Annotated in this window: 27 protein-coding genes; 18 read left to right on the forward strand and 9 right to left on the reverse strand. The window is 71.4% G+C overall.

Features of this window, described 5'->3' with window-relative positions; translation table 11 throughout:
- The first annotated feature begins 11 nt into the window (after positions 1 to 11).
- Genes ACZ6YG_RS36905 through ACZ6YG_RS36930 form a run of 6 tightly spaced genes read left to right on the forward strand, consistent with a single transcriptional unit; the run spans position 12 to position 7,043 of the window.
- The gene (locus tag ACZ6YG_RS36905; protein ID WP_466020537.1) at positions 12 to 848 is read left to right on the forward strand and encodes a phosphosulfolactate synthase; all 837 of its coding nucleotides are present in this window, start codon (positions 12 to 14) and stop codon (positions 846 to 848) included.
- The gene (locus ACZ6YG_RS36910; protein ID WP_148034939.1) at positions 845 to 1,759 is read left to right on the forward strand and encodes an XcbA family protein; all 915 of its coding nucleotides are present in this window, start codon (positions 845 to 847) and stop codon (positions 1,757 to 1,759) included. Before ACZ6YG_RS36905 ends, ACZ6YG_RS36910 begins: the two co-directional genes overlap by 4 nt.
- A complete protein-coding gene (locus ACZ6YG_RS36915) occupies positions 1,756 to 2,958 on the forward strand; it encodes a class-II fumarase/aspartase family protein (protein WP_219545508.1) in 1,203 nt (400 codons plus the stop codon). The genes ACZ6YG_RS36910 and ACZ6YG_RS36915 overlap by 4 nt, the downstream gene beginning before the upstream one ends.
- A gap of 53 nt (positions 2,959 to 3,011) precedes the next feature.
- Positions 3,012 to 4,043 (forward strand): 1-aminocyclopropane-1-carboxylate deaminase/D-cysteine desulfhydrase, encoded by a 1,032-nt coding sequence (locus tag ACZ6YG_RS36920; protein ID WP_466020538.1) that lies wholly within the window; start codon positions 3,012 to 3,014, stop codon positions 4,041 to 4,043.
- Positions 4,040 to 5,623, forward strand: coding sequence for a lyase family protein (locus ACZ6YG_RS36925; protein ID WP_466020539.1), 1,584 nt, complete (start codon positions 4,040 to 4,042; stop codon positions 5,621 to 5,623). The genes ACZ6YG_RS36920 and ACZ6YG_RS36925 overlap by 4 nt, the downstream gene beginning before the upstream one ends.
- A complete protein-coding gene (locus ACZ6YG_RS36930) occupies positions 5,610 to 7,043 on the forward strand; it encodes an oxamate carbamoyltransferase subunit AllG family protein (RefSeq protein WP_148034929.1) in 1,434 nt (477 codons plus the stop codon). Before ACZ6YG_RS36925 ends, ACZ6YG_RS36930 begins: the two co-directional genes overlap by 14 nt.
- 40 nt (positions 7,044 to 7,083) lie before the next feature.
- On the opposite strand, the gene ACZ6YG_RS36935 is transcribed toward ACZ6YG_RS36930, so the two are convergent.
- The 5 genes from ACZ6YG_RS36935 to ACZ6YG_RS36955 all read right to left on the reverse strand — a co-directional run bounded on the left by ACZ6YG_RS36935 (position 7,084) and on the right by ACZ6YG_RS36955 (position 10,556).
- Positions 7,084 to 7,497: an OsmC family protein gene (locus ACZ6YG_RS36935; RefSeq protein WP_187281463.1), complete on the reverse strand. Its 414-nt coding sequence runs from the start codon at positions 7,495 to 7,497 to the stop codon at positions 7,084 to 7,086.
- 80 nt (positions 7,498 to 7,577) lie between these two features.
- Entirely contained in the window at positions 7,578 to 8,411 is an 834-nt protein-coding gene (locus ACZ6YG_RS36940) for an amidohydrolase family protein (protein WP_148034931.1), read from the reverse strand.
- Positions 8,411 to 8,902, reverse strand: coding sequence for an MSMEG_0572/Sll0783 family nitrogen starvation response protein (locus tag ACZ6YG_RS36945; protein WP_148034932.1), 492 nt, complete (start codon positions 8,900 to 8,902; stop codon positions 8,411 to 8,413). Before ACZ6YG_RS36945 ends, ACZ6YG_RS36940 begins: the two co-directional genes overlap by 1 nt.
- 42 nt (positions 8,903 to 8,944) lie before the next feature.
- On the reverse strand, positions 8,945 to 9,199 hold the full coding sequence (locus tag ACZ6YG_RS36950) for a hypothetical protein (RefSeq protein ID WP_148034933.1): 255 nt from the start codon (positions 9,197 to 9,199) through the stop codon (positions 8,945 to 8,947).
- Between the two features lies 1 nt (position 9,200).
- Complete coding sequence (locus ACZ6YG_RS36955) at positions 9,201 to 10,556, reverse strand: FAD-dependent oxidoreductase (RefSeq protein WP_333485759.1); 1,356 nt, start codon at positions 10,554 to 10,556, stop codon at positions 9,201 to 9,203.
- Between the two features lie 130 nt (positions 10,557 to 10,686).
- Here ACZ6YG_RS36955 and ACZ6YG_RS36960 point away from each other — a divergent pair, with 130 nt between their 5' ends.
- Positions 10,687 to 11,262: a helix-turn-helix domain-containing protein gene (locus tag ACZ6YG_RS36960; protein WP_148036247.1), complete on the forward strand. Its 576-nt coding sequence runs from the start codon at positions 10,687 to 10,689 to the stop codon at positions 11,260 to 11,262.
- 51 nt (positions 11,263 to 11,313) lie between these two features.
- Here the strand turns inward: ACZ6YG_RS36960 and ACZ6YG_RS36965 are convergent, their stop codons facing one another.
- On the reverse strand, positions 11,314 to 12,198 hold the full coding sequence (locus ACZ6YG_RS36965; RefSeq protein WP_148036246.1) for a sulfotransferase family protein: 885 nt from the start codon (positions 12,196 to 12,198) through the stop codon (positions 11,314 to 11,316).
- A gap of 316 nt (positions 12,199 to 12,514) precedes the next feature.
- Here ACZ6YG_RS36965 and ACZ6YG_RS36970 point away from each other — a divergent pair, with 316 nt between their 5' ends.
- The 7 genes from ACZ6YG_RS36970 to ACZ6YG_RS37000 all read left to right on the forward strand — a co-directional run bounded on the left by ACZ6YG_RS36970 (position 12,515) and on the right by ACZ6YG_RS37000 (position 19,151).
- The gene (locus ACZ6YG_RS36970; RefSeq protein WP_271280234.1) at positions 12,515 to 12,781 is read left to right on the forward strand and encodes a hypothetical protein; all 267 of its coding nucleotides are present in this window, start codon (positions 12,515 to 12,517) and stop codon (positions 12,779 to 12,781) included.
- A 129-nt stretch (positions 12,782 to 12,910) separates the two neighbouring features.
- The gene (locus ACZ6YG_RS36975; protein ID WP_466020540.1) at positions 12,911 to 14,569 is read left to right on the forward strand and encodes a PQQ-dependent sugar dehydrogenase; all 1,659 of its coding nucleotides are present in this window, start codon (positions 12,911 to 12,913) and stop codon (positions 14,567 to 14,569) included.
- Positions 14,570 to 14,578: 9 nt separating this feature from the next.
- Positions 14,579 to 15,079, forward strand: coding sequence for a DinB family protein (locus tag ACZ6YG_RS36980; RefSeq protein WP_219545501.1), 501 nt, complete (start codon positions 14,579 to 14,581; stop codon positions 15,077 to 15,079).
- Positions 15,080 to 15,119: 40 nt separating this feature from the next.
- Positions 15,120 to 16,742 carry a lysine--tRNA ligase gene (lysS, locus tag ACZ6YG_RS36985; RefSeq protein WP_271280237.1) on the forward strand — a complete coding sequence of 541 codons (1,623 nt, stop codon included), beginning with the start codon at positions 15,120 to 15,122 and terminating at the stop codon, positions 16,740 to 16,742.
- Positions 16,739 to 17,263 (forward strand): AAA family ATPase, encoded by a 525-nt coding sequence (locus ACZ6YG_RS36990; RefSeq protein ID WP_466020541.1) that lies wholly within the window; start codon positions 16,739 to 16,741, stop codon positions 17,261 to 17,263. The genes lysS and ACZ6YG_RS36990 overlap by 4 nt, the downstream gene beginning before the upstream one ends.
- Positions 17,264 to 17,435: 172 nt before the next feature.
- Positions 17,436 to 18,161 (forward strand): glycosyltransferase family 2 protein, encoded by a 726-nt coding sequence (locus tag ACZ6YG_RS36995; protein WP_466020542.1) that lies wholly within the window; start codon positions 17,436 to 17,438, stop codon positions 18,159 to 18,161.
- 18 nt (positions 18,162 to 18,179) lie between these two features.
- On the forward strand, positions 18,180 to 19,151 hold the full coding sequence (locus ACZ6YG_RS37000) for a ketopantoate reductase family protein (RefSeq protein ID WP_148036240.1): 972 nt from the start codon (positions 18,180 to 18,182) through the stop codon (positions 19,149 to 19,151).
- Here the strand turns inward: ACZ6YG_RS37000 and ACZ6YG_RS37005 are convergent.
- The gene (locus ACZ6YG_RS37005) at positions 19,117 to 19,644 is read right to left on the reverse strand and encodes a DUF6886 family protein (RefSeq protein WP_148036239.1); all 528 of its coding nucleotides are present in this window, start codon (positions 19,642 to 19,644) and stop codon (positions 19,117 to 19,119) included. The genes ACZ6YG_RS37000 and ACZ6YG_RS37005 overlap by 35 nt on opposite strands.
- A gap of 83 nt (positions 19,645 to 19,727) precedes the next feature.
- On the opposite strand from ACZ6YG_RS37005, the gene ACZ6YG_RS37010 reads away from it, so the two are divergent.
- Together ACZ6YG_RS37010 and ACZ6YG_RS37015 are read left to right on the forward strand one after the other, a co-directional pair.
- A complete protein-coding gene (locus ACZ6YG_RS37010; RefSeq protein ID WP_364231789.1) occupies positions 19,728 to 20,192 on the forward strand; it encodes a hypothetical protein in 465 nt (154 codons plus the stop codon).
- 102 nt (positions 20,193 to 20,294) lie between these two features.
- Positions 20,295 to 22,196, forward strand: coding sequence for a sensor histidine kinase (locus tag ACZ6YG_RS37015; protein WP_466020543.1), 1,902 nt, complete (start codon positions 20,295 to 20,297; stop codon positions 22,194 to 22,196).
- Positions 22,197 to 22,203: 7 nt separating this feature from the next.
- Here the strand turns inward: ACZ6YG_RS37015 and ACZ6YG_RS37020 are convergent, their stop codons facing one another.
- Together ACZ6YG_RS37020 and ACZ6YG_RS37025 are read right to left on the reverse strand one after the other, a co-directional pair.
- Positions 22,204 to 22,944 carry an MBL fold metallo-hydrolase gene (locus ACZ6YG_RS37020; RefSeq protein ID WP_466020544.1) on the reverse strand — a complete coding sequence of 247 codons (741 nt, stop codon included), beginning with the start codon at positions 22,942 to 22,944 and terminating at the stop codon, positions 22,204 to 22,206.
- Positions 22,945 to 22,954: 10 nt separating this feature from the next.
- Positions 22,955 to 23,095, reverse strand: a complete 141-nt coding sequence (locus tag ACZ6YG_RS37025) for a hypothetical protein (protein ID WP_187281584.1) — start codon at positions 23,093 to 23,095, stop codon at positions 22,955 to 22,957.
- Between the two features lie 341 nt (positions 23,096 to 23,436).
- Here ACZ6YG_RS37025 and rho point away from each other — a divergent pair, with 341 nt between their 5' ends.
- Positions 23,437 to 24,510, forward strand: coding sequence for a transcription termination factor Rho (gene rho, locus ACZ6YG_RS37030; RefSeq protein ID WP_466020545.1), 1,074 nt, complete (start codon positions 23,437 to 23,439; stop codon positions 24,508 to 24,510).
- Positions 24,511 to 24,571: 61 nt separating this feature from the next.
- On the forward strand, positions 24,572 to 25,513 hold the full coding sequence (locus tag ACZ6YG_RS37035; protein ID WP_466020546.1) for a putative RNA methyltransferase: 942 nt from the start codon (positions 24,572 to 24,574) through the stop codon (positions 25,511 to 25,513).
- Positions 25,514 to 25,618: the final 105 nt, after the last annotated feature.

Raw genomic sequence — 25,618 nt, forward strand, 5'->3', positions numbered from 1 at the left:
AAGCCTTTCCCGTGACAGGACACCCCGTTCGCTACCGTGAAGCGTCGCGCGGCCAGACATCGCAGGTCGCCGGCTTTCTCACCCTTCCGGAGCGCACGACCAAGCCCCGCCGGCGCGGCATCTCGCACGTCCTCGACAACGGCATGTCGGTGGCCGAGGCCGAGCTCCGGCTGTCCTCCGCCGCCGCGAGCATCGACGTGTGGAAGTTCGGCTGGGGCACCGCCTACATCGATCCGGCGCTGGACGCCAAGCTCGACCTGCTGGCCGCGCACCAGGTGCTGGCCTGCACCGGGGGGACCCTGCTGGAGGTGTCGTGGCAGCAGGGCGTGCTCGACCGGTTCATGGACTGGGCCGAGTCGGTGGGGTTCCCGTGCATAGAGGTGTCGTGCGGCTCGGTGGCCATCCCGCGCGACGACAAGAACGCGATGATCAGCGCGGCGGCGTCCCGGTTCGTCGTGCTCTCGGAGATCGGGGTCAAGAACCCCGACACGCCTCCTTCGGCCCGGCAGTGGGGCGCCGACGCGCGGGCCGACCTGGAGGCGGGCGCGCGCTGGGTGGTGACCGAGGGGCGCGAGAGCGGCACCGTCGGGCTGTACGACCCGGCCGGCGAGGTGCGCACGGAGATCGTCGACGCGGTCGTCTCGGCGGTGGGCCTGGAGAACGCCCTGTTCGAGGCGCCCCTTCGCGCGCAGCAGGCCTGGCTCATCCGGCGTTACGGCGCGAACGTGAACCTCGGCAACATCGCTCCGGCCGACGCCCTGGCGGTCGAGACGCTCCGGCTGGGGCTGCGCTCCGACACCATGGGAACTTTCCCTCCGCACGACGCAGGACTGGAGGATTCACCATGATCCCGCATCAGTATCGAACCGTGGCGTTCACCGACGTCCCGGTGGATCTCGACGAGCGTTCCCTGCGGGAGTTCTTCCTGAGCCGTCAGGTGTATCGCAGGACCCGGTTCGTGGTGGCACGCAACGACGACGGACTGGCCCTGGTCGAGGTCACCAAGGCAGGCGAGGAGGAGCTGTTCGTCGACGTCACCGACGTGCGCGTGCTGGCGTCGCCCCAGGAGACGATCCTCGTGGACCGGGCCGACATCGACACCGCCGTGCCCAGCCAGCTGCTGCGCGCGGCGTCCGGGATCGCCGACGCCCCGCGCTGCGTGGTCGTCCGCGGCCGTTACGGGCACGTCAACTTCATGCTGGACGCCGTCCCGCGCCGGGTGCACGTGCTCGACGTCGCCCCGCCCTGGCCGGCCAAGCTGGTCGACCAGGTACGGCGCGTCCTCGACACCGCCGAGGAGCTGCCGGCGACCGAGTGCGTGTCAGAGGTCGTCGACCTGGAGGAGATGGCCGCCCGCGAGCCGGCCGGCCACTACCTGCTGCCGTGCCGAGGGGGCGGCATCACGGTCCCCGGGGCGGAGGTCTCCTATCTCGACGAGGTGCCGCCCGAGGCGGACTGGCTGCTGCTGGGCTGCGCCCGCTCGCGCGCCATCCACGACCACTTCTATCCGGATCGGGCGGCGGGCGTGACCCAGGTCGACATCTGCCCGGCCGCGCTGGCGGCCAGCAGGCCGCTCCCTCCCGGCGAGGCCCGGCTCACCAAGTGCTGCCTGCTGGAGGAGCACATCGAGACCCGCGGCGACACGGTGGTGGTGCCCTGGGGAGCGTCGTTCACCCTGGTCTCGGCGGGGCTGGCCGCCGCCTCGGACCTGGCCGAGGAGCTTCGTACCACCGAGGAAGGGCGGGAGAACGCGACGTGAGCGCGCGCATCTCGGACTCGACGGTCTACTCGCACCTGTGGGGCACCGACGAGCTACGGCAGATCTTCGACGAGCGGGGCCGCCTGCAGGGGTGGCTCGACGTGCTGGCCGCGCTGGCCAGGGCGCAGGCGGCGGAAGGGCTCATACCCGCAGGGGCCGCCGAGACCATCACCGCCGAGCTGCGCGTCGACCGGCTCGACCTGGACCGGGTCGCGCGCGGCACCCGCGAGACCGGCCACTCGACCCTGGGCCTGATCCACGAGCTGCGCCGGGTCCTGCCCGAGCCGGCCCGCGAGCACGTCTACGTCGGCGCGACCGTCCAGGACGTCACCGACACCTGGACCTCGCTGGCGACGCGCGCGGTCGGCGGCATCGTCTGGCGCGACCTGCGCCGGATCGAGGACCGCCTGCTCGACCTGGCCGTGGCGCACCGCGACACCCCGATCGCGGGCCGGACGCACGGCCAGCCGGGGGCGCCGGCCACCTTCGGCTGGAAGGCGGCGTCCTGGGCGGACGAGATCCGGCGGCACCTCGACAGGCTGCGCGAGGGCGCCCCGCGGTGGCTCGTCGGGCAGCTCGGCGGCGGCATCGGGACCCTGGTCGCGTACGGCGACCGCGGACTCGCCGTACGGGCCCGCTTCTGCGCCGACCTCGGGCTGGCCGACCCCGTCATCTCCTGGCTGAGCGCCCGCGACCGGATCGCCGAGTTCGGCGGCCTGCTCGCCCTGGTCACCGGCACGCTGGCGCGGATCGGCGAGGAGGTGTACGAGCTGCAGCGCCCCGAGATCGGCGAGCTGGGCGAGCCGCGTCCCGAAGGGGTGGTCGGCAGCATCACGATGCACCACAAGCGCAACCCCGAGGGCAGCGAGCACCTGAACACGCTGGCCCGGCTGGTCAGGGCCAACGCCGGGGTGCTGCTGGAGTCGGTCGTCAGCCAGCACGAACGTGACGGGCGGGCCTGGAAGGCCGAATGGGTGGCGCTGCCCGAGGTGTGCCTGCTGTCGGGCACGGCGCTCAGGCTCGGGGTCCAGCTCGTCGAGGGACTCGAGGTGCGCTCGGACCGGATGGCGGCCAACCTGCGCACCCACCTGGGCGGCACCCAGAACCCGTCCGACGCCGGCGCGGCCGCCGCCATGGTCGACCTCGTGGTGGCCCGCGCCCGCCGCGCCAGGTCGGAGGAGTCGCCTTCATGGCCGTGACACCGGATCACCGGGAGAACCAAGGGGTGGCACCGCCTCGGGCTGAGCTGGCCGTGTTGCCCACTCCCCTGGTGGAGGCGCCACGGCTGGCCGAGGCGCTGGGCGTGCGCGGGCGGATGCTGCTCAAGCGGGACGACCTCACCGGCTTCGCGGTGGCCGGGAACAAGGCGCGTCAGCTGGAGATGCTGATCGCGGCCGCCCGTGAGTCCGGGGCGCGTGTGCTGGTGACCGGCGGGACGCCCGGTTCGAACTTCTGCCAGGCCGCGGCGGCGGCCGCCGCCTGGGCGGGCCTGCGCTGCGTACTGATCTACGCCGGATCACCTCCCCAGACCTCGCACCCCAACCTGCTGGCGGCCCGCCACTGGGGCGCGGAGATCCGATGGACCCACGACCCTGACCGCGCCTTCGTCGACGTCGCGATCGAGAGAGCGGCCGGCGAACTCGGCCAGGCCGCCTTCGCCGTACCACGCGGCGGCGCGACCCCACTCGGCGCGACCGGCTTCCACCTGGCAGCCCTCGAACTCTCCACCCAGCTCGTACCCCAAGCCGCGCCCCAGCCCGGGGACCAAACCGCGGCCCAGCACGGGCCTCACTCTGAGGGCCGGTCCGGGGCACAAGCCGGGGCTCACGTTGAGGGCCGGCTTGTGGGGCCTGTTGTGGTTGTCGTGGCGGCGGGGTCTGGGGGGACGCAGGCCGGGCTGGTGTCCGGGGCCGTGGCGTCGGGGCGCCGGATGCTGATTCGTGGCGCCTCGGTCAGCCGGCCGCCGGACGAGACCGCGCGGCGGATACTCGAGCTCGGCGAGGGATGCGCCCGGCTGATGGGGACCGAGATCCCGGAGGCGTCCGATGTCGTGGTGGAGGACGCCCGAGGCCCCGGGCACGCCCGCCCCTCGGAGGAGGGCGAGCGCGCCGCGCGGCTGGCGCTGCGCGCCTCAGGGGTCGTCCTCGACCCGGTCTACACCGCGAAGGCGCTGGGCGCCCTCCCGCGCATCCTCGGCGAACGACGCCACGACCCCGACCTGACCACAGTTCTCTGGCACACCGGCGGCCTGCTCGACGCCGTCGCCGGATGGGAGGCACGATGATCGACGACGGACTGCCGTCCGCACCCTCGGCGCACCACCGGGGCGGGCTCGACCGCCTGGGCCCACCGGTGGAAGGCCCGGCCCAGGAGCTGATCGACAGCGGGTTCGCGCTGGAGAACGCCGACTCGCCGCTGCTGCACGCGGGCCTCAACCTCGCCGACCTCGCGCACCTCGTCGATCTGCACGAACGCGGGGTGGTCCCCTACAGCGCCGCCGAGCAGCTCATGCGGGTGCTGCTCCGGGCCGTGCGCACCCCGGCCGAGGACTTCCCCTACGACCCGGCGTTCGGCGAGCCGTACAACTCGCGGGAGCGGTACTTCACCGCCCAGATCGGTGATGACGCCGGGTGGCTGCACGCCGGCCGGCCGCGGCGCGAGGCGGTGCGCATCGCCCTGCGGCTGCACGTGCGGAGCGTCCTGGAGGACCTGATCGAGGCGTCGGCGGAGCTGGCGCAGGCCATCGCGAAGGTCGCGGCGGGCAACAGCACGACGTGGCTGCCCGACCAGACCTACCTGCAGCACGCGCAGCCCTCCACGTTCGGCCACTACCTGGTCAGCTTCGCCTACCCGGTCCTGCGCGACGCCGAGCGGCTCATGGACGCCCTGGCCTGGGTCAACACCAGTCCGGGCGGGGCGGGCTGCGTCAACGGGAGCCGGCTGCTGGCCGACCGGGGCAGGGTCGCCGAACTGCTCGGCTTCGAGGGTTTCATCCAGCACACGCGCGACGCCATGTGGCAGATCGACGGGCTCATCGCGGCGCTGTCGCACGCGTCCAGCCTGCTGACCACGCAGAGCAAGCTGGCCGAGGACCTGGAGATCTGGGCCAGCAACGAGTTCGACTACATCACCATCGCCGACGGGTTCAGCCGTTCCAGCGTGCTCATGCCGCAGAAGCGCAACCCGTACGCCCTCTCGATCATCCGCGGCGCCTCCGGCACCCTGATCGGCCGGCTCACCGGGTTCCTCGCCGTCAGCAAGAGCCCGTCGGCCCGCAGCGACAACCTGATCTACGCGTACGGCGAGATCCCCCGCGCGCTGGACCTGGCGCTGCGTACGACGAGGCTGACCAGCGGGGTCATCCGCAGCATGACGGTGAACGCCGACCGGATGTGGGAGGCCCTGGAGTCGGGCTTCAGCCAGGCGACCGACCTGGCGGAGTTCGTCATGCAGACCTGCCGGGTGGACTACCGGACCGCCTACCAGGTGGTCGGGATCGCCGTGCGGGAGGCGAGCAGGGAAGGGCTGCGCGGCATCGACCTCGACGCGGCCCGGCTGGAGTCCGCCGCCCAGCAGTACGCCGGGATCTCCCTCGGGCTGGAGGGCCGGGACCTCACCGAGATCCTCGACCCCCGGCACATCGTGGAGACGCGGACGCTGGCCGGCGGGGCGGCCCCGCCCGTGGTCGAGGCGATGGCCGCCGACTGCCTCGCGGAGGCGACCGCGTTGCTGGGCCGCGCGCGGACCGCGCGTGCCTCGTTCGAGCACTCCGAGGCCGCGCTGGTCGCGCTCGCGGAGAACTTCATCAAGGGGGACCCCGCCGAGGGGAACGACATCAAGGGAGAAACCGATGAACGCCACTGATACCGCCACCCCGGTGCGCCTTCCCGGGGAGGTGAACGTCGTCAACATCGGCCTGCCGCTGTTCGCCGAGGCGATCGCCGAGCAGAAGCGCCCGGTGGTCCAGGTCGACTGGCGGATTCCCGGTGGCGGTGACGCCGAGGTGGTCGCGGCTCTTCGCCGCCTCTACGGCCGGCACGCGGCGACGATCGACGCCGCCAACAAGGAGGTCTTCCGGCGGCTGGACCGGGGCGCGCCGCAGCTGGTCGGCGTGCGGACCGCAGGCGAGGTGATCCCGATCCTGGCCGAGGGCCGGGTGCTCCTGCACTGCGGGCCGCGCATCGCGATCGAGGACACGGTCGACCCGTTGCGCCGCTCGATGCGCGCCGCGGTCTGCGCCGAGGGGTGGGCGCGCGACCCCGATGAGGCCGACGCCCTGCTCCTGGACGGTTCCGTACGGCTGGAGCCGGCCAACGCGCACGGCGTGGTCGTGCCGATGGCGACGGCGATGGGGCCGGGCACGCCCGTGTGGGCCGTCGAACTCGCCGACGCCGGCGTCACCACCTACGCGCCGATCGGCCAGGGGCCCGGCGACGTGGCGTGGTTCGGCCGCGACACCCCCGGCGCGATCGACCGTCTGGTGCTGCTGCGCGAGGTGGTCGGCCCGGTGCTGGCCGCCGCCCTGGCCGAGGCCGGGCCGGTCGACGTGATGTCGCTGGCGGCGCAGGCGGTCGCCATGGGCGACGACGTGCACGTCCGCACGCAGGCCGCGACCAACCTGCTGCTGCGCAACCTGCTGCCCGCGCTGGTGTCGGGCGACCACCCCCGCCGGACGGAGGCGGCGACGTTCCTCTCGGGCAACCACCTGCTGTTCCTCACGCTGGCCATGGCCGCCGCCCGGGCGCTGACCGCCTGGGCCGCCGAGGTCGAGAACAGCTCGGTCGTGACCGGCATGGCACGCAACGGGACCGACTTCGCCGCCTGGCTGGCCGGGCCGTCCTCCGACTGGCACCTCGCGCCCGCGCCGATGGTGGAGCGCGCGCTCTACCACCCGGGGCGGAGTGAGGCGGACGCCGCCCCGGACATCGGGGACAGCTCGGTGCTGGAGCTCGTGGGCCTCGGCGGCGCGGCCGCGGCCGGTTCGCCGGCTGTGGCCCAGATCGTCGGGGGGACCATGGCCGCCGCCGCCGAGCTGACCACGCAGCTCGACCAGGTGTGCGTGGGCAACTCCAGCCGGTTCATGATCCCGGTGTGGGGGATGAAGGGCTCACCGGTGGGCGTCGACGTGCGCAAGGTCGTCGAGCTCGGCATCACCCCGCAGGTGACGACGGGGATCCTGCACAACGCCGACGGCAGCGGCCAGGTCGGCGCCGGTGTGGCCACGGCGCCGGTCCAGGCGTTCGTCGACACGATGATGGCGCTGGACGCGAAGCTGGGGGGCTGACCCGGAGGCGAGGCGTGCTCCGCGCGGGGCGCGCCTCGCCTCAGGCGCAGATGTCTGCCTGCCGTACGTCGATCTTGGGGACGTGGGCGAGCGTGTTGGAGACGTAGCAGACCCGGGAGGCCGGGGCGAGCAGCGGTTCCAGCTCCTCGATCGGCAGGCTGGTGTTCACGGTCAGCCTGATCTCCTTGAAGCGCGGGCCGTCGTACTCGCCGACCGCCGACACCTGGAGGTCGGGCAGTTCGATGCCGCGTTTGCGCGCCGACCACGCCAGCGCCAGCGCGTAACAGGACGCGAGCGACCCGAGGAAGTAGTCGGTCGGCATCGGGCCGGTGTCGGTTCCGCCGGCCTCCGGGGGCTCGTCCACCGGGAACGAGAACGCCCCGGCCGTGACGGTCGCCCGCCAGTCGCCCTCCCACTTCGCGATGACTTCTTGCGATTCTCCGGATCTTGCCAAATCTGCTCCCTTGGTGCAGCGCATAGATGAGAGACCGCGGGCCCCGGGGCGGCGCCCCGGGACCCGCGGCCCCCTGTGAGTCAGCTGTACAGGCGGTCGAAGTTCTCGTTGAAGACGAGGTCCGCCAGCTCACCGTCGCCGACGGCTTCGATCATGCGGTGGTACTCACCCGCGAAGTCGCCCCACGGCAGGTCGGAGGCGAACAGCACGCGGTCGCCGCCGATCCCGCGCCGCTCGATCTCCTGCGCGAGCCAGTACGGAGCGAACCCGACGGACCAGGTGAGGTCGGTGTAGACCTTCTTGCCGGCCTCGATCCAGTCGAAGAACCTCGTGCCGATGAGCTTGATGTGGCCGCTCACCCCGCCACCGAAGTGGACCAGGTGGACCGGCGTCTCGTCGGCGTACCGGTCCACCAGCTGGCCGACCTTGTCGATGTCCGACTGCGCACCCGGCGAGGTGTGCACGTGGACGACGAGGTTGTTGGCCTTGGCGGCGGCGAAGATCTTGTCCAGCTGGACCTGGCACTCGGCGTCCTCGACGGACCCGCCGAGCAGGAAGCTGATCTTGAGAGCCTTCACCCCGGTCTCGCCGACGAGCGTCAGGGCCTTCTCGGTGAGCTCGGCGTCCTGCGGTCGCGGAGACGCCCACACCGCGGCGCGGAGCCGGTCGTCCCTCGCCGCCGCCTCGACGACGAGCTCGTTGAGCTCGAACGAGTGCTTGGGATCGGGGACCCCGTAGTTCGGGATCACCAGCGCCCGCTCGGTGCCCTCCGCGTCCAGGTCGGCGAGCAGTTCGTCGACGGTGGCGCGGGCCTTCACGTCCGGGTTGACGGGCGGTCCGCCGTAGAACGGGAAGGCGGGCAGAACTCCGATGTGCCGGTGGGCGTCAGAGTGCCGCGATGGTGCTTTCGTCATCACATGGTCCAAGTGTTGAGCTGGAAGTGGCCCTCCCGCCATGCCGTCAGGGCGGAGTCCAGGACGTCGAGCGGGTTGAACGCCTTGATCCCCGGGATCAGGTCGTCCTCCCGCATGCCGTACAGCGCGCCCATGGCGAAGCGGCAGGCGTAGATCGTGGCGCCCTCGTCCAGGAGAGTCTGGAGCTGCCTGTTGACCGCCAGGTTCCCCGGGAACCCCTCCTTGCCGACCGCGGGGTAGCCGCGACCGGCGGCGCCGAGCAGCACGGCGGGGCCGTAGAGGACGACGGTCAGCTTGAACCCCTTGCGCTGCAGGCGCGTGGACGTCATCAGGTTGACGAGGGAGACGGACCCTTCGAAGGGCACCGAGTGGATGAAGACCGTGGCCTTCTGACCCTCTTCGGCCCGGATGTCTTCGAAGACCTTCTCGCTGGTGTCCCAGAGAACGTCGCCTTCGGCGGGAGTCGCGACGGTTACCGTCTTGGTGGACATGTCACTCCTTTGTGAATAACTCGCTCTATGGTTTGTCGGCTGTCAGACCGCGGGTCCCTTTCGCGGCGGTTGCTGCTTCCACTGCTTCTGGTGGCTCCCCGGCATGCGCGCGATGACCGCGTTGCGCAGCTTCAGAGGCAGCCGGTGGAAGACCGGGACGTAGATCCGGCGCCAGAAGATCTCGACGCCGCGGGGCGGCAGAGGACGGGTGGCGCCGAGACGAGCGGCCACCTTGTCCTGCGCGTCGATCATCAGGTAGTGCTCGGACGTCTGGCGTACCCAGCGAGTCAGCCCCATCTCACTTCCCCAGCTTCGACAGGGCGTTCTGCGCCGCGAGCGAGATGGGCTCGTTGAGCGCGCCGATCGGCGGGCTGTAGACGTTCTCCATCGTCGCCAGGTCGTTGATCGTGATCCCGGTGCGCACGGCCATGGCCAGGAAGTCGGCGCGTTCCTTGATGCCCTCGCCGCCGACGAGCTGGGCTCCGATGAGCCGCAGATGCTCGGGCTCGGCCAGGAGCTTGACCTTGACCGGCTTCACGTCGGGGTAGTAGCGCGCCCGGGAGATGCCCTGCGCGTTGCCCACGACGAAGGGGACGCCGAGCGCGGTCGCCAGCGTCTCGCTGAAGGAGACCCCGCCGATCATCCACTTGCCGGCCACCATGCCCCAGGGCACGTAGACGGCCTGGTACTCGCGGGTGCCGCCCGCGGCGTTCACCCCTGCGACCTTGCCCTGCGCGTAGGCGTGGCTGCCGGAGAGCCCCTGGATCGGCACGTTGGAGACGCCGTGCGGGATCTCGGTGCAGTCGCCGGCCGCGTACACCCCGCTCACCGAGGTGCGCATCCGGCCGTCGACGATGAGGCCGCCGCTCATGCCGGTCTTGAGACCCGCGGCGGTGGCGAGCTCGACGTTGGGGACCTTCTTCGTGGCGACGACCACCAGGTCCGCCTGGATGCCGCCCTGCGACGTGGTGACCTCGCGCAGCTTGCCGCCGTCGCCGACGAAGCCGGTGACCTTGGTGTTGAAGTGGAGCTTGGCCCCCATCTCGATCCAGGACTCCTGGACCGGCTCCATGATGTCCGGGTCGGTCGCGGACGACATGGCCCAGGGGGCGGGGTCGACCAGGTGGGTCTCGATGCCGCGGTGGGCGAGCGCGGTGACCATCTCGGCTCCCAGCGGCGTCGCCTCGTCGACGACCGCGGTCTTCACCGTGTCGAGGACCTTGTCCCACTCCATCGCCTGGCGGATGTTCTTGACGTAGTAGATGCCGCCCAGGTCGCTGTTCGGCACGTCCGGGTCGGCGTAGTCGAAGCCGGTGGCGAGCACGAGCGAGTCGTAGCGTTCGACGGTGCCGTCGGTCGTGGTCACCGTCTTGGCCTTGACGTCGATGCTCGCGACGGTCGTCTCGTAGCGGATGTCGATGCCCTGGTCGACGTACTGCTGCTTGGTCGCCATGAACAACGACTCGAAGCTCGCGATCTCGCGGCCGTGGACGTAGGGAATCCCGCAGGGGCTGTACGCGGCGTCCTCGTATCCGGTGAAGACGATGACCTCCGCGCTCGGGTCCGTGCCCTTGGCGGCACCCGCGGCACCCATCCCAGCGGCTCCACCGCCTACAACAACGATTCGCCTGGTCATCTCCCGCTCGTCTCCCATCGGAACGCACCGCGTTGAGCATGCTCAAATTTCTATTCACCATACTTGACGTAGCTCTGAGGTACCGTCAAGGTGTGTACAAGGACTGGTTGAGAACCCGAGAAACGCGTGAGTTTGGCGGAGGGTCTGCGTGATCGCACGAGTGGCCGAAGTCGTCTCCGGTATCGGCCCGAAGATCAAGTCACTCCGCAAGCAGAACGGCTACTCGCTTCAGTCACTTGCCGAGCGCGCCGATGTGTCGGCGGCGACGATCCACAAGATCGAGCAGTCGGACATGGTCCCCACCATCACGACCCTGCTCAAGATCGCCGGAGCGTTCGAGCTCCCCGTGTCCTACTTCGTCGAGGACGACGACGACCACCTGCCGACGGTCCACACCCGGGCCGCCAACAGGCGCCCGATCTACACCTCCCACGCGGGGCTCGATCTGGCCGGGATCACCGGCCCGTACGGCGACTTCCTGATGGCGGCGGCCGTCGCGACGGTCCTCCCCGGCGCGAGCAGCGGCAGCAAGCCGATGGGACACCCCGGCGAGGAGCTGCTCTACGTGATGTCGGGCAAGCTGGCGTTCACGGTCGCCGACACCGCTTACATGCTGGGCGCCGGCGACTCGCTCCACTTCCGCACCCAGCAGCCCCACTCCTGGCGCAATCCGGCGGAGGAAGACTGCGTGGTCCTCTGGATGGCGCTGCGCCCGCAGCAGTGAAGCCGTGCGTCTCCTCCCTGGAGACGCACGGCTTCCGTCGTGCTGGTGACGTCAGGCGTAGCCCCACGCGCCGGCGTACTTGGCGAGCCGGGGCGAGAGCGTGGCGGTGCCGAAGGTGCGGGCCGGCTGGATCCGGCCGGACTTGATGTTGTCGCTGCGGTCGCCCAGGTTCGGCAGGTACCTGCCGTGGTCGTGCTTGCCGTAGTCGAGCATCTCCGGCTCCCACGGCACGCCCAGGTAGTCGCAGACCTCGCGGGTGACCCGCTCGGGCTCGGCGGTCAGCTCCTCGTAGCGGAGCGTCAGGCCGTCGAGGGTGGTGCGGGCCTTCTCCAAGGGCTTGAAGTACTTCAGCGCGTTGGCTTCCAGGGCTTCGCGCGAGCTGGTGTTGCCCTTGCGGTTCTCCAGGGAGGAGACCACGCCCTCCGGGTGGCGCAGCAGGAAGAGGAACTTCGCCTTCGGCCAGGCGTACTTCAGCCGCTCCCAGGTGAAGACGTTGCCCGGGGTCTTGTCGACGATGACGTCCTTGCCGCTGCGCTGCAGCTCCAGGTGGAGGATGCGGTCCCACAGCACGTGCTCCAGCTCCACCTGGTCCAGGCCGAGCTCCAGCATGGATTCCTCGGAGAAGCCGGGGGCCGGCTGCACCCTGAGCGTGCGCAGGTGCAGCTCGTGCGGGGCGCGGACGCGGGAGTGGCTGTTGAGCAGGCTGCGCAGGAGCGTGGAGCCTGAGCGGACCGAGGCGATCACGAAGACGGGCGACTCCACCTGGCGCGGCATGATCGGGACGCTGTAGTCGACGACCTGCACGCGTTTCGGCGGGCGGGGGGAGTCGGCACTCCTCGGCCTGTTCGCGTCCATCGCCTTGGCCGGTTTCGGGGGACGCAGCGCCTCACCCAGAAGCCGAACCCTTCGCCTGATGCCGGTTTTCACGACGCTCATGCGCGACCTGCCGCCTTTCCGTCCGCGTGCTTCCCTCTCCCCCGATTCGGGCGTCCGGAACAAGAGTTACGGTCGCCGTAGTGCGACAAACGTAACTTAAACGGTAGATAACGGCAAAAATCCCCCATGTCAGCCCCACTCGTCCGCGGGGAGATCGTCGGCGGCGTCTGGGCCGGCATCACATACGTCCTTACCTGGGGAGGGTCCCGACAACCTATCTCCGCACCCCCCGCACGGCTATCCGAACGGCTACTACTCCCAGGGAACCTGGAGCCGCCGCTAGCATGCCGGTACGGCGATCAGAAGGAGATCAGCGATGCCCCAGCACTCCCCGGTCCGTCGCACCCCCCTCGACGCGGAGGAACGGGCCCGCGCCGAGGCCGGCTTCGCCTCCCTGGTCACCGAGCACCTCCTCACGAGCGGCCGGTTCAGGGTGAGCGCCGACACCCCGGAGATGGTCGACCTCTTCCAGGGCGTGGCCCGCAGGGTGGGCGAGCGGCTCGGACGGCCCGTGGTCAGCTACGCCAACGGCCGATACATCGTGATCGCCTTCAGCCAGGAAGAGACCGCCGCCCTGGCCTGAAAGTTTCACCTCCAAGACAGGCGTCGTCGCAGGTCGCGGGCTCTGACCTGCCGCGGTCGTTGAGGTCTCGCGCCACCGGTGCCTACGGTGCTGGCGTCCGCATACGACGATCCCGCCAAGGAGCCCGTCATGCGCGCCCGTCTCGTCCCCGCGCTCGTCATGGCGCTGGTCGCCCTGGTCCTCAGCGCCCCCGGGGCGCGGGCCCAGGTGGTCGGCGGGTTCGACTTCGATCGGGCGGAGGTGTCCGTCACGGGGCTGCAGGTGCCGTGGGGGCTGGCCTTCCTGCCCGACGGCAGCGGGCTGGTCTCCGAGCGCAACACCGGGCGCATCATGCGGGTACGCCCCGGCCAGGCGCCCACGCAGGTCGCCACGGTCGCCGGGGTGAGCGCCTCGGGTGAGAGCGGGCTGCTCGGCATCGCGGTCAGGGACGGCTGGGTGTACGCCTACTTCACCAGCACCGCCGGCGACAACCGCCTGATCAGGTTCGAGCTGACCGCGCCGCAGACGCAGACCGTGATCCTCTCCGGGGTGCCCAGCGCGGCGATCCACGACGGCGGCCGCATCGCGTTCGGTCCCGACGGCATGCTGTACGTGGCGACCGGCGACGCCGGCACCACCTCGAACGCGCAGAACCTCAACAGCCTCGCGGGGAAGATCCTGCGCATCACGCCCACCGGCGCGATCCCCGCCGACAACCCGTTCCAGGGCTCCCGGGTCTGGAGTTACGGTCACCGCAACGTCCAAGGGCTGGCCTGGGACGCGCAGGGCAGGATGTACGCGACCGAGTTCGGCCAGAACACCTGGGACGAGGTCAACCGGATCGTCGCGGGCGGCAACTACGGCTGGCCCACCTGCGAGGGCGCCTGCGGCAGCGGTTCCTTCCGCAGCCCGATCGTCACCTGGACCACGGCCGAGGCGTCGCCGAGCGGTCTCGCGTACGCCAACGGCACGCTCTTCGCGGCGGCGCTGCGCGGCCAGCGGCTGTGGGCCGTGCCGCTGAACCCGGACGGCACGGCGGGCACCCCGCAGGCCGAGTTCACTTCCGAGTACGGGCGGCTGCGCGCGGTCGCGGTGGGCCCCGACGGCTGGCTCTGGGTGGCGACCAGCAACCGCGACGGCCGCGGCAACCCGGTCGCCCAGGACGACCGGATCGTCCGCGTCCCACCGGCCTCGACCGGGGGCGACACCACCCCGCCGACCGCCCCGGGCAACCTGACCGCGACGGGCACGACGGCCACCGCGACCACCCTGACGTGGGCCGCCTCCACCGACGACACCGGCGTCACCGGTTACGACGTGCTGCGCGCGCCGGGCTCGTCGGGCGGCTCGTTCGCCCAGGTGGGCACCGCCGCGACCACGACCTTCACGGCCACCGGGCTGACGCCGCAGAGCACGTACCGCTTCCAGGTCCGCGCCCGCGACGCGGCGGGCAACCTCTCCCCCGTCTCCGGCACGGTCACCGTCACCACCACCACGGGCGGCACCACGGGCGGATGCGCGGCGGTGGCCACCACCCAGACGCAGTGGCCCACCGGTTACGTCGTCCAGCCCGTCACGGTGACCAACACCGGGACGTCCCCCATCACCGGCTGGCGGGTCACGGTCACCCTGCCGGCCGGGCACCAGATCACCGGCTCGTGGAACGCCGCCAGGTCCGGCGCGGTCTTCGAGAACGCCCCCTACAACGGCGCCCTCGGCCCCGGCCAGAGCACCACGTTCGGCTTCCAGGCCACCCGGTCAGGCGCCGACGCCGGGCTGCCCTCCGGCTACGCGTGCGAAGTGCGCTAGCTTGCCCGGATGGAACGGACACCACCCATCTTCACCGGTGACGAGCGCGCCGTGCTCAACAGCTGGCTCGACTGGCAGCGCGAGACGCTCGCCGCCAAGTGCGCCGGGCTGAGCGAGGAGCGGCTGCGCGAGCGCGCCGTGCCGCCGTCGGGCCTGTCCCTGCTCGGCCTGGTCAGGCACATGGCCCACGTCGAGCGGGCCTGGTTCCGCCAGATCATCGACGGCGAGGACGTGCCGCGGCTGTGGGGCAAGGACACCCGCCAGGACGCCGACTTCGACGAGGTGGACACCGCCTCGGCCGAGGAGGCGTTCGCCACCTGGCGGGCCGAGATCGCGCGGGCCCGGGAGATCTCGGCCGCCCTGCCGCTGGACGCGCTCGCCAAGCGGCAGCGCCACGGCCAGGACGTGTCGCACCGGCGCACGCTGATCCACCTCATCCAGGAGTACGCCCGCCACAACGGCCACGCCGACCTGCTGCGCGAGCGGATCGACGGCACGACCGGGGAATAGCGCGTTGGCCTCGGCCCCGGGGAACCGCAAGAATGGCGCGATGAGCGTGGCTGACAGCACGGAGACCGACTGGGTGTCCAGGTTCGCGGATGAGGTGATCTCCGAGGCGGAGCGCCGCGCGCCGGGCGAGCCCATCGTGTGCGCCTCGGGCCTCAGCCCGTCGGGGCCGATCCATCTGGGCAACCTGCGCGAGGTGATGACCCCTCACCTGGTCGCCGACGAGATCCGCAAGCGCGGGCACGCGTGCGTGCACCTGCTGTCGTGGGACGACTACGACAGGTTCCGCAGGGTGCCGGCCGGCGTCGACCCGTCGTGGGCCGAGCACGTGGGCAAGCCGCTCAGCTCGGTGCCCGCGCCTCCGGGCAGCGACCACGCCTCGTGGGCCGACCACTTCAAGGCGCCCATGATCGAGGCGCTGGCGGAGCTGGGCGTCGACTACCGGGGCATCAGCCAGACCGAGCAATACACCTCGGGCGCGTACCGCGAGCAGATCCTGACCGCCATGCGCGAGCGCGAGAGCATCGACGCGGTGCTGGCGCGCTACCGCACCAAGCAGGGCGAGGAGCGGCCGGGCGCCTATTACCCCTATCGCCCGTACTGCGAGATGTGCGAGCGCGACCTGACCACGGTCACCGCCTACGACGACGACACCACCGAGCTGGCCTACTCCTGCGCGTGCGGGTTCGGGGAGACGGTGCGGCTGGCCGAGCACGACCGCGGCAAGCTGGTGTGGAAGGTCGACTGGCCGATGCGCTGGGCGTACGAGGGCGTGGTGTTCGAGCCGTCGGGCGTCGACCACCACTCGCCCGGCTCGGCCTGGGTGGTCGGCGGGGAGATCGTCGGCCCGGTGTTCGGCGGCGAGCGGCCGATCGGGCCGATGTACGCGTTCGTCGGCATCACCGGCATGGCCAAGATGAGCAGCTCGAAGGGCGACGTGCCGACCCCGGCCGACGCGCTGCGCATCATGGAGGCGCCGGTGCTGCGCTGGCTCTACGCCCGCCGCAAGCCGTCCCAGTCCTTCAAGGTCGCCTTCGACCAGGAGATCCAGCGGCTCTACGACGAGTGGGACGCGCTCGGCCGCAAGGTCGCGCAGGACGAGGCGCAGCCGGCCGAGCTGGCCGCGCACGCCAGGGCCGTGCGCACCTCGCGCGGCCCGCTGGCCGCCACCCCCCGGCCCGTGCCCTACCGGACTCTCGCCTCCATCGCCGACGTCACGACCGGCGACACCGGCCAGATCGGGCGCATACTCGGCGACCTCGACGGCGTCGCCGCGCTCGACGAGGTCCGGCCGAGGCTGGACCGGGCGCAGGCGTGGATCGACACGCACGTGCCCGCCGACCAGCGCACGCGGGTGCGCGAGTCGCCCGACGAGGAGCTGCTGGGCTCGCTCGGCGAGGACGAGCGCGAGTCGCTGCGCATGCTGACGGAGGGCCTCGACGAGCACTGGTCGCTGGAAGGGCTGACCACGCTGGTGTACGGGGTGCCGAAGCTGCGGGCCGGGCTGGCGGCCGACGCCAAGCCGACGCCCGAGGTGAAGGCGGCGCAGCGGGCCTTCTTCGCGCTGCTCTACCGGCTGCTGGTGGGCCGCGACACCGGGCCGCGGCTGCCGACGCTGCTGCTGGCGGTGGGCGCCGAGCGGGTCCGCAAGCTGGCCGGCGTGTGAGCGCCGTCTACCTGATCACCGGCATCCAGGCGGCCGGCAAGTCGACCGTGGCGCAGGCGCTCGCCGAGCGGCTGCCCAGGGCCGCGCACGTGCGGGGAGACGTGTTCCGCCGCATGGTGGTCACCGGCGGCGTGCCGATGACCCCCGGCGCCGGCGATGAGGCGGTGCGCCAGCTCCGCCTGCGTTACCGCGTCGCGGCCGCCGCGGCCGACCTCTACGCCAGTGAGGGGTTCACCGCCGTGGTGCAGGACGTGGTGCTCGGCCCCGACCTGGAGCTGTTCACCCGGCTGGTGACCACCCGCCCGCTGATGGTGGTGGTGCTCGCGCCGGACGCCGCCACCGTGGCGCGTCGGGAGGCGGAACGCGCCAAGACCGCCTACGGCGCGTGGACCGTGGCCGAGCTGGACGCGGGGCTGCGCCGCGACACGCCGCGCATCGGTCTCTGGCTCGACACCTCCGCGCAGACCCCCGCCGAGACGGTCGACGAGATTCTGGCCCGTACGAACGAAGCCTCGATCTAGCGCATGGGACGGCTCGTTGTCAAGCCGTCATGACCGGATGGACGTTCGCCGGTAAGAACACCTTTTTCCGTATATGTTCGCAGGTCACGGAGTGGTCACCGACACAGAGATCCGCGACTGATGCAAGGCGTCGTCAAGTGTCTTGCATGCGCGTGAAGGGATCTTTGCCTGCATGAACGAGCAGCCCTTCCCCGCCACCGTCAGCGTCATCGTCCCGGCGCTGAACGAGGCAGACAACCTCCCCCACGTCTTCGCCACCCTACCGGCCTGGATCGACGAGGTGATCCTGGTCGACGGCGACTCGACCGACGACACGGTGGCGGTCGCCCGCCGCCTCCGCCCTGACCTGCGCGTGGTCGCGCAGACCCGGCGCGGCAAGGGCAACGCCCTGATCGAGGGAGCGGCGGCGGCGAAGGGCGACATCATCGTCATGATGGACGCCGACGGATCGACCGACGGCCGCGAGATCCGCTCGTTCGTCAACGCGCTCGCCGCCGGCGCCGACTTCGCCAAGGGCTCGCGGTACGCGCCGGGCGGCGGCTCCGACGACCTCAGCCCGCTGCGCTCACTCGGCAACCGGGCGCTCACGGTCCTGACCAACCTGATGTACGGGACGCGCTACACCGACCTGTGTTACGGCTACAACGCGTTCTGGGCACGCCACCTCGACGCGCTCGCCCTCGACTGCGACGGCTTCGAGATCGAGACCCTGATGAACATCCGCGCCGCGAGGGCCGGCCTGGTCACCAGGGAGGTGCCCAGCCACGAGCGCTGCCGCATCCACGGCGAGAGCAACCTGCACGCGCTGCGCGACGGCTGGCGGGTGCTGAAGACCATCTTCCGGGAGCGATTTCGCGCCGCCACGGCCTCCCCGGCCGAGGTGGCGCTCGCCAAATGAAAGGTGACACCTCCTAACATGCGATATATCGTGATCGGCGCGGGAGCGGTGGGCGGCACCATCGGGGCCCGGCTCCACCAGGGCGGCCACGACGTGCTGCTGGTGGCACGCGGAGCCCACTACGAGACGCTGCGCGAACGCGGCCTGCGCCTGATCACCCCCGGCTCCGACCAGGTCATCGACATCCCCGCGACCGACGGCCCGGTGCCGGCGCGCGACGGCGACGTGCTGATCGTGGCCACCAAGTCGCAGGACACGGTGGCCGCGCTCGACCCGTGGCCCCGCCACCTGCCGGTGGTGTGCGCGCAGAACGGCGTGGCCAACGAGCGGACCGCGCTGCGCCGGTTCGAGAGGGTCTACGGCATGTGCGTGTGGCTGCCGGCCCTCCACACCGAGCCCGGCGTCGTGGCCGCCTACGGGTGGCCGCGCTCGGGGCTGCTGCACGTCGGCCGCTACCCGTACGGCTCCGACGAGCTGGCCAAGCAGATCGCCACCGACCTCGACCGCAGCCACCTGGTCGGGGTGACCTCCACCGAGGTCATGCGGTGGAAGCACGGCAAGCTGCTGACCAACCTGACCAACGCCGTCGAGGCGCTGTGCGGGCCCGACCCCGCCGCCCGGCCCCTGCTGGACCAGGCCAGGGCCGAGGGCGTCGCGGTGCTGGAGGCGGCCGGGATCCCGTACTCGACGCCGCGGGAGGAGCGCGAGCTGCGCGGCGACCGCGTCGACATGCGCCCGATCGGCGGCGAGGCGCGCGGCGGCGGCTCGTCCTGGCAGAGCCTGGCCAAGGGCTCGGGCTCCATCGAGGCCGATCACCTCAACGGCGAGATCGTCCTGCTGGGGCGCGAGCTGGGCCTGCCGACCCCGGTCAACGAGGTGCTGCAGCGCGAGGCCAACCGGTTCGCCCGCGAGCGGCGGCGGCCGGGCTCGATGACGGTCGAGGAGCTGACCGCGCTCATCGGCGCGCGTTCCGCATACGGATTCCGCTGAACTCCAGGCTGCTGCCGATCACCTCCTCCCAGAACGGCCAGAGGCTGTCGAGCAGCCGGAGCTGGATGCCCGCCCGCTCGTGCAGCTCGACCAGGTCGCCCACCGGCTCGGGCGGGCCGAGCGGCGTCACGGGCACCGTGGACACCACGGCGTGCGGCGGGTCGCCGATGGGCGCGAAGCCGTCCGCGGGCAGCCGGTAGGCGTAGAGCCTGGTCTCCAGCATGGGCCTCAGCCAGCCGTACTCGATGGCGTGCACCCGGTCACCGCAGCCCGCGCCGATGATCCGTACGGCGTCCTCCGCGGTGGTCCCGGGCCCCGTCCAGGCCAGCGCCCGCGGGCAGGCGCGCGGAAACCAGTAGTCAGGGCACCGGTCGGCCCCCACCGCCCACACGTACGGCTCGCTCTGCCTGGACGTCGGCGCCACGTGGGGGACGAACCGCTCGATCGTCGGATCCTCCGAAAAGTGCAGAACCTCGCCGGGATCGGGTCTCATTCCTTGATCCTCGCGCATATCCCCACGCTCCTTGGGCAGTTGGACGTCGCTTTGACGACAAGGGGTGAGTGCAGATGATCTTCATGGGTCTGTTACTGGTGATTCTCGGCGCCGGCGCGGCCATCCTGGTCCTCGCCGAGGAAGGCACGAGCTACAACCTGTTCGGCTACACCTTCCAGCCGAACCACGTCGAGATGTTCCTCGCCGGCGCGGCCGCGGCCGCCGTGCTGCTGCTCGGGCTGTGGCTGATCGCGCTCGGCTCGCGCAGGTCCGCCAGGCACCGCCGCGCGCTCCGCGGCGCGCGGGCCGACGCCTCCCACCGGGTGGCCGAGCTGGAGAGCGAGAAGCGCCGGCTGCAGGAGAAGCTGGAGAAGGAGCACGCGGCGAACCAGCGCACCGCCGCGGACGAGCGCGCGGCGGACCGACGCACCGCCGCCGACGAGCGCGCGGCGGACCGGCGCACCGCCGCCGAGGAGCGCGCGGCCACGGCCGAGCGCGCCGACGACGACCGCCTCGTGGCCGGCCGTCCCGAGCAAACCAGGCGATGACCGCTCCGGGCGCGGGGGCGTCGAGCCCCCGCGCCGGCGCATGACCCCGGATCGCGCTGGGGTGTAATCTGCGAGGCGCCCGCACATGCCTCCGGAGGTCGCATGCCCCCCACACGTGGCCGTCCCATCGCGATCAAGCTGCTCATCCTCCTGCTCGTCCCGCTGACCTCCCTGGTCGGGCTCTGGGCGTTCGCGGCGGGTCTGACGGCGGGCGACGGCATCCAGATGCTGGAGACCGACAAGCTGACCACCAACCTGGCCGAGCCCTCCAGCGAGCTGACCACTCACCTGCAGAACGAACGGCTGTCCTCGATCCAGTTCATCTCGGCCAAGCGCAATCCGGAGACCCTGTTCCTCCAGCGCACGCTGACCGACGGAGCGGCCAAGGAGCTGCGCGAGCTGGCCGGGCGGCAGGAAGACCTCACCCCCGCGATGAGCGCCCAGCTCAACGCGCTGTTCAGGCAGCTCGACCGGCTCACCCAGATCCGCCGCGACGTCGACGCGCCCAACCCGTCCCAGCTCGACCTGATCAACGGCTACAACCAGATCGTCGACGCCTCCTTCCGCATGTACGACGCCCTGGTCCTGGTGCCCGACCTGGCCCTCTACCGCAACGTACGGGCGCTGGCCATGCTGGCCGAGGGCAAGGAGATGCTCTCCAGGGAGCGCGCGATGATCGCCGTGGTGCTCAGCCGGGGCCGGGTGACCAGCGCGGAGCGTGAGGCGTTCGCCGAGTGGGCGGCGACCAGGCGGCTGCTCTACTCGCAGGCCCTGACGCAGCTCGACGGCGAGCTGCGCACCCCCTACCAGGAGCTGATCAGCTCTCCCCTCTACCAGGAGTTCCTGGAGGCGGAGGACGCGATGCGGGGCCAGGCCGTCGTCAACGGCCTGCCGACGGAGGCGGCCACCTGGCCGGTCGACGCCAACAACCTGTGGAAGGCCGTCGAGGCCAACCAGCGCACCACCAGCGCCGCGTACGCGCAGCGGCTGGCGCCCGCGGCCAACGGCATCCTGATGAAGATCGCGGTCGCGGGCGGGGTGGGCCTGCTGGCGGTGCTCGCCTCGATCCTGCTGTCGCTCCGCTTCCGCAAGCGGCTCGTACGCGAGCTCGCCGGGCTGCGCGACGCCGCCACCCACCTGGCGCAGGTCCGCCTGCCCGAGCTGGTCGAGCAGCTGCGCACCAGCGCCAAGCCGCCGGTCGGCACCGCGGTGGAGCCGCTGGAGGTCAAGGCGGAGACGTCCGAGGTGCACGACATCGTGCACGCGTTCAACGACGTGCAGTCGACCGCCGTCAACGCGGCGCTCAGCCAGGCCAACCTGCGCCACGGCGTCAACCAGGTCTTCGTCAACCTCGCCCGCCGCAACCAGTCGCTGCTGCACCGCCAGCTCATGCAGCTCGACGGCATGGAGCGGGGCACCGAGGACCCGGTGATGCTGGAGGACCTGTTCAAGCTCGACCACCTGACCACCCGCATGCGCCGCCACGCCGAGAGCCTGATCATCCTCTCCGACCAGCAGCCGGGCCGGGGCTGGCGCAACCCGGTGCCGATCGTCGACGTGCTGCGGGCGGCCGTGGCGGAGGTCGAGGAGTACCAACGGGTCGAGGTGCTGCAGCCGCCGCCGGTCTCGCTCCTGGGCACGGCCGTGACCGACGTGGCCCACCTGATGGCCGAGCTGGTCGAGAACGCGACGCTGTTCTCGCCGCCGCGCACCCGCGTCGACCTGCGCACCACCTCGACCCCTCACGGTCTGACGGTCGAGGTGGAGGATCGCGGGCTCGGCCTGCCCCGCGAGGAGCTCGACCAGCTCAACACGCGGCTGGCGGAGAAGCCGGAGTTCGACCTGGCGCAGAGCGACCGGCTGGGCCTGTTCGTGGTCGGCCGGCTGGCGTCGCGTCACGGCATCAAGGTGACGCTCGCGCCCTCGCCCTACGGAGGGCTGACCGCGCGGGTGATGCTGCCGGCGAGCCTGCTGGCCGATCAGCCGGTGCTCGCCGGCCGGTAGATCACCTTCAGAGCCGTACGAACGGCTCCTCGAAGTGGGCGGTGGCCAGCAGCGCCCGCTCGGCCCGCAGCCCGGCCAGCACCTCGGCCCGGGTGGCGGCCGCGCGCTCCTGGTCGTCGTCGTAGACGTAGCGCACGGCCGGGTCGGCGAGCTGCGCGGGGTGCAGCACGAGGTCGCCGGTCATCGCCAGGTCGCCGAGCCGCACGATCTGGTGGCCGGGCGTGTGGCCGGGGGTCAGGTGGACACGCACGCCGGGCGCGACCTCGGCGACGCCGTCGACCACCTGGAGCTGGCCCTTGATCACGTCGATCACCTGGTGGAGCATGGCGCCGCCGGCGGCCTCCAGCTCGGCGTCCTGGAGCACGTAGCGGGCGTTCTCGAACACGGGCCGGCCGTCGGCGACGGCCCCGCTGGCATGGTCGCTGTGCAGGTGCGTGAGGATCACGGTGCCGACGTCGGCGGGCGCGACGCCCGCGGCGGCCAGTTCCCCGGCCAGCGAGCCGGGGACCGGCGCCCAGCTGGACGCCGGTGAGTCGGTGCCGCCTATGCCGGTGTCGACCAGGGTCAGGCGGCCCGCGTGGTCGCGGAGCAGGTAGCAGTGGAAGTGGAGGATCCACGGCTCTTCCGGGAGGTCCGCTCCCGGGAACGTCTCGGCGAGCGGGCGTCTGATCGCCTCGCCCATGGGGCCGACGGCGTCGCAGAGGGGTGTCACCTCGACGCCGGCCACGTGCAGCGGTTGGTGGGGCATACGCCCCAGATTAAGCGGCTACGGGCTGGCGCGGAACGAACTCGTTCTCCAGGTCCGCGGCGAAGACCGCGCGCCGGCAGGTGGCGCACCGGTACATGATCGGGCCCTCGTCGAGCTCGTTGTGGCATCGCGGGCAACGGGTGCTGTTCATGTCATCCCCCAAGGATCGTCTGCGTATAGGTAACCTCGCCGTCATTGCAAAGGTCCTGCAGGGCGCTTGCGGATTCCATGTCCGGATCGGACAGGACGGCGAGAAGAACATTGTTACGGTCCACGGCGCGTTTCACGCGCGAAGACACGAGAATGCCCCGGGAATAGCCCGAGAGGGCTAGACGTTTCATGGGCAGCGACGTGTGGTACGTTGCCGGTGGCGTTCGAGCTCAAGCTCCGCCGCTCTCCTCCCTCCCGATCTGCCCCTTCCGCGGGCCTCGGGTTTCCTCACCTACGCGCGCCGGTGCTTCTCTTACCGGCATGCCCTCAAAGGGGTTCATCATGTCTGTTCACGTCATCAGCGGCTTGCTGGACGTGCGGGACAAATCCGCATTCCTCCGCACCCGCCATCTACCCAGCTCCGGTGACCTGCGGCTGACCGCCGACCGGGTCAAGCAGCTCGGGCTCCGTCCCGGCGACCACGTGACCGCCAAGGTCGACGGCGGCAGGCTCGTCGAGGTCGAGACCGTCAACGGCGAGAGCCACTGGCGCGACCGGCCGCGATTCGCCGAGCTGACGCCGGTGCATCCCGACGAACGGCTCCACCTGGAGACCGAGTCGCTCAGCACCCGGGTCATCGACCTGTTCGCGCCCATCGGCAAGGGCCAGCGCGGGCTCATCGTGGCCCCGCCCAAAGCCGGCAAGACCATGGTCCTCCAGGCCCTGGCCGCCGCCGTCACACGGAACCATCCCGAGGCGCACCTCATGGTCCTCCTGGTCGGCGAGCGGCCCGAAGAGGTCACCGAGATGCGCGCCGGCATCCAGGGCGAGATCTTCGCCTCCACCTTCGACCATCCCGACCGCGACCACACCGCGATCGCCGAGCTCGCCGTCGAGCGCGCCAAGCGCCTGGTCGAGCAGGGCCGCGACGTGGTGCTGCTGCTCGACTCGCTCACCCGCCTGGCCCGCGCCTACAACAACACCGCGCCGGGCAACGGCAAGACGCTCAGCGGCGGCCTCGACGCCGCCGCCGTCTACGCGCCCAAGCGGTTCTTCGGCGCCGCGCGCAACGTGGCGGGCGGCGGCTCGCTCACCATCCTCGCCAGCGCGCTCGTCGACACCGGCTCGCGGCTGGACAACAGCCTGTACGAGGAGTTCAAGGGCACCGGCAACATGGAGCTGCACCTGGTGCGCGACCTGGCCGAGCGCCGCGTGTTCCCGGCCGTCGACCTGGACGCCTCCGGCACCCGCCGGGAGGAGATCCTGCTCCCCGCGCGGGAGCGGCAGGTGGTCTGGCGGCTGCGCCGCTCGCTGACGGGCCTGGAGCGCCACCAGGGCATGGAGATGCTCGTCGGCAAGCTCCGCGAGACCGCGTCCAACGCCGACTTCCTGGTCCGGGCCGCCGCCACCGTCTGACGGCGCTGTCTGACGGCCCCTCGGCGCCCAGGCGCGACAGTAGGCCGCGACAATGGGCCGCATGCTGGCCGACATCGCCGAACACCTCGCCTGCCCCGTCTGCGGGCAGTCAATGCGGCTCGACCCCGGCGCGCTGCGCTGCCCCCGGGGCCACTCCTTCGACGTGGCCAGGCAGGGTTACGTGAGCCTGCTCGTCGGGTCCCGCCCGCCCGGCACGGCCGACAGCGCGGAGATGGTCGCCGCCCGCGACGCCTTCCTGTCCGCCGGTCACTTCGCGCCGCTGGAGAGCGCGCTGGCGGAGGCGGTCTGGAGCGCCCATGCCGAATCGTTCTCACACTCGCCTGACGGCGGGCGCGCGAAGGCGTACGGTGGTTCTGGCCATGGGGCCGAGCCGGTCATCGTCGACGCCGGCGCGGGCACCGGCCACTACTCGGCGGCCGTCCTCGACGCGGCGGGACGCGGCGTCGTGATGGCGTTCGACGTGTCCAAGCACGCCGTGCGGCGGGCCGCCAGGGCGCACTCCAGGGTGGGGGCGTTCGTGGCCGACGTGTGGCGGCGCCTGCCCATCGGAGACGGGGTCGCCGACGTGGTGATGAACGTGTTCGCGCCCAGGAACGGGCCCGAGTTCCGGCGGATCCTGCGGCCCGGTGGGCGCGTCGTCGTGGTGACGCCCGCGCCCGGCCACCTCAGCCCGCTGGTGGAGGAGCTGGGGTTGCTGTCCGTCGACGCCGGCAAGGAGCAGCGGGTGGCGCGGAGCCTGGAGGGGTTCGCCGAGGTGGAGCGGCGGATGGTGGCGTTCGACATGGCGCTCGGGCCTGACGAGGTCCGGGCCGTGGTGGGGATGGGGCCGAGTGCGTGGCACCTGGGCGAGGAGGAGCTGGCGGAAGGGATAACGCGAGTTTTCTCCCGCAATAACGCGAAAAGGCTAGAAAAAGTGGTTACGAAGGCAGAGTTCCACCTATCTACCTTCGAAGTGACACCTGGCGCAAGGTCACCCTCTTGACGGGCATCTGAGACTGGTGTTACTGATGGGGCGTTTAGTACCAAATTCCCCCACATTTCCGGAGTATTTCCGCGACGCAAGCGCAATACTGGACGGCAACCCGTT

Source organism: Nonomuraea sp. NPDC054003 (assembly GCF_055585125.1).

What these genes read in the sequence shown, in the direction of transcription:
- lysS (WP_271280237.1), top strand. Translation starts at nt 15,120, where the DNA reads ATGAGCGTGGCTGACAGCACGGAGACCGACTGGGTGTCCAGGTTCGCG.
- ACZ6YG_RS36940 (WP_148034931.1), bottom strand. Translation starts at nt 8,411, where the DNA reads ATGACGAAAGCACCATCGCGGCACTCTGACGCCCACCGGCACATCGGA.
- ACZ6YG_RS37020 (WP_466020544.1), bottom strand. Translation starts at nt 22,944, where the DNA reads ATGCCCCACCAACCGCTGCACGTGGCCGGCGTCGAGGTGACACCCCTC.
- ACZ6YG_RS37035 (WP_466020546.1), top strand. Translation starts at nt 24,572, where the DNA reads ATGCTGGCCGACATCGCCGAACACCTCGCCTGCCCCGTCTGCGGGCAG.
- rho (WP_466020545.1), top strand. Translation starts at nt 23,437, where the DNA reads ATGTCTGTTCACGTCATCAGCGGCTTGCTGGACGTGCGGGACAAATCC.
- ACZ6YG_RS36955 (WP_333485759.1), bottom strand. Translation starts at nt 10,556, where the DNA reads ATGGGAGACGAGCGGGAGATGACCAGGCGAATCGTTGTTGTAGGCGGT.
- ACZ6YG_RS36970 (WP_271280234.1), top strand. Translation starts at nt 12,515, where the DNA reads ATGCCCCAGCACTCCCCGGTCCGTCGCACCCCCCTCGACGCGGAGGAA.
- ACZ6YG_RS37015 (WP_466020543.1), top strand. Translation starts at nt 20,295, where the DNA reads ATGCCCCCCACACGTGGCCGTCCCATCGCGATCAAGCTGCTCATCCTC.
- ACZ6YG_RS36925 (WP_466020539.1), top strand. Translation starts at nt 4,040, where the DNA reads ATGATCGACGACGGACTGCCGTCCGCACCCTCGGCGCACCACCGGGGC.
- ACZ6YG_RS37025 (WP_187281584.1), bottom strand. Translation starts at nt 23,095, where the DNA reads ATGAACAGCACCCGTTGCCCGCGATGCCACAACGAGCTCGACGAGGGC.
- ACZ6YG_RS36975 (WP_466020540.1), top strand. Translation starts at nt 12,911, where the DNA reads ATGCGCGCCCGTCTCGTCCCCGCGCTCGTCATGGCGCTGGTCGCCCTG.
- ACZ6YG_RS36950 (WP_148034933.1), bottom strand. Translation starts at nt 9,199, where the DNA reads ATGGGGCTGACTCGCTGGGTACGCCAGACGTCCGAGCACTACCTGATG.
- ACZ6YG_RS36980 (WP_219545501.1), top strand. Translation starts at nt 14,579, where the DNA reads ATGGAACGGACACCACCCATCTTCACCGGTGACGAGCGCGCCGTGCTC.
- ACZ6YG_RS37010 (WP_364231789.1), top strand. Translation starts at nt 19,728, where the DNA reads ATGGGTCTGTTACTGGTGATTCTCGGCGCCGGCGCGGCCATCCTGGTC.
- ACZ6YG_RS37000 (WP_148036240.1), top strand. Translation starts at nt 18,180, where the DNA reads ATGCGATATATCGTGATCGGCGCGGGAGCGGTGGGCGGCACCATCGGG.
- ACZ6YG_RS37005 (WP_148036239.1), bottom strand. Translation starts at nt 19,644, where the DNA reads ATGAGACCCGATCCCGGCGAGGTTCTGCACTTTTCGGAGGATCCGACG.
- ACZ6YG_RS36930 (WP_148034929.1), top strand. Translation starts at nt 5,610, where the DNA reads ATGAACGCCACTGATACCGCCACCCCGGTGCGCCTTCCCGGGGAGGTG.
- ACZ6YG_RS36995 (WP_466020542.1), top strand. Translation starts at nt 17,436, where the DNA reads ATGAACGAGCAGCCCTTCCCCGCCACCGTCAGCGTCATCGTCCCGGCG.
- ACZ6YG_RS36945 (WP_148034932.1), bottom strand. Translation starts at nt 8,902, where the DNA reads ATGTCCACCAAGACGGTAACCGTCGCGACTCCCGCCGAAGGCGACGTT.
- ACZ6YG_RS36965 (WP_148036246.1), bottom strand. Translation starts at nt 12,198, where the DNA reads ATGAGCGTCGTGAAAACCGGCATCAGGCGAAGGGTTCGGCTTCTGGGT.
- ACZ6YG_RS36910 (WP_148034939.1), top strand. Translation starts at nt 845, where the DNA reads ATGATCCCGCATCAGTATCGAACCGTGGCGTTCACCGACGTCCCGGTG.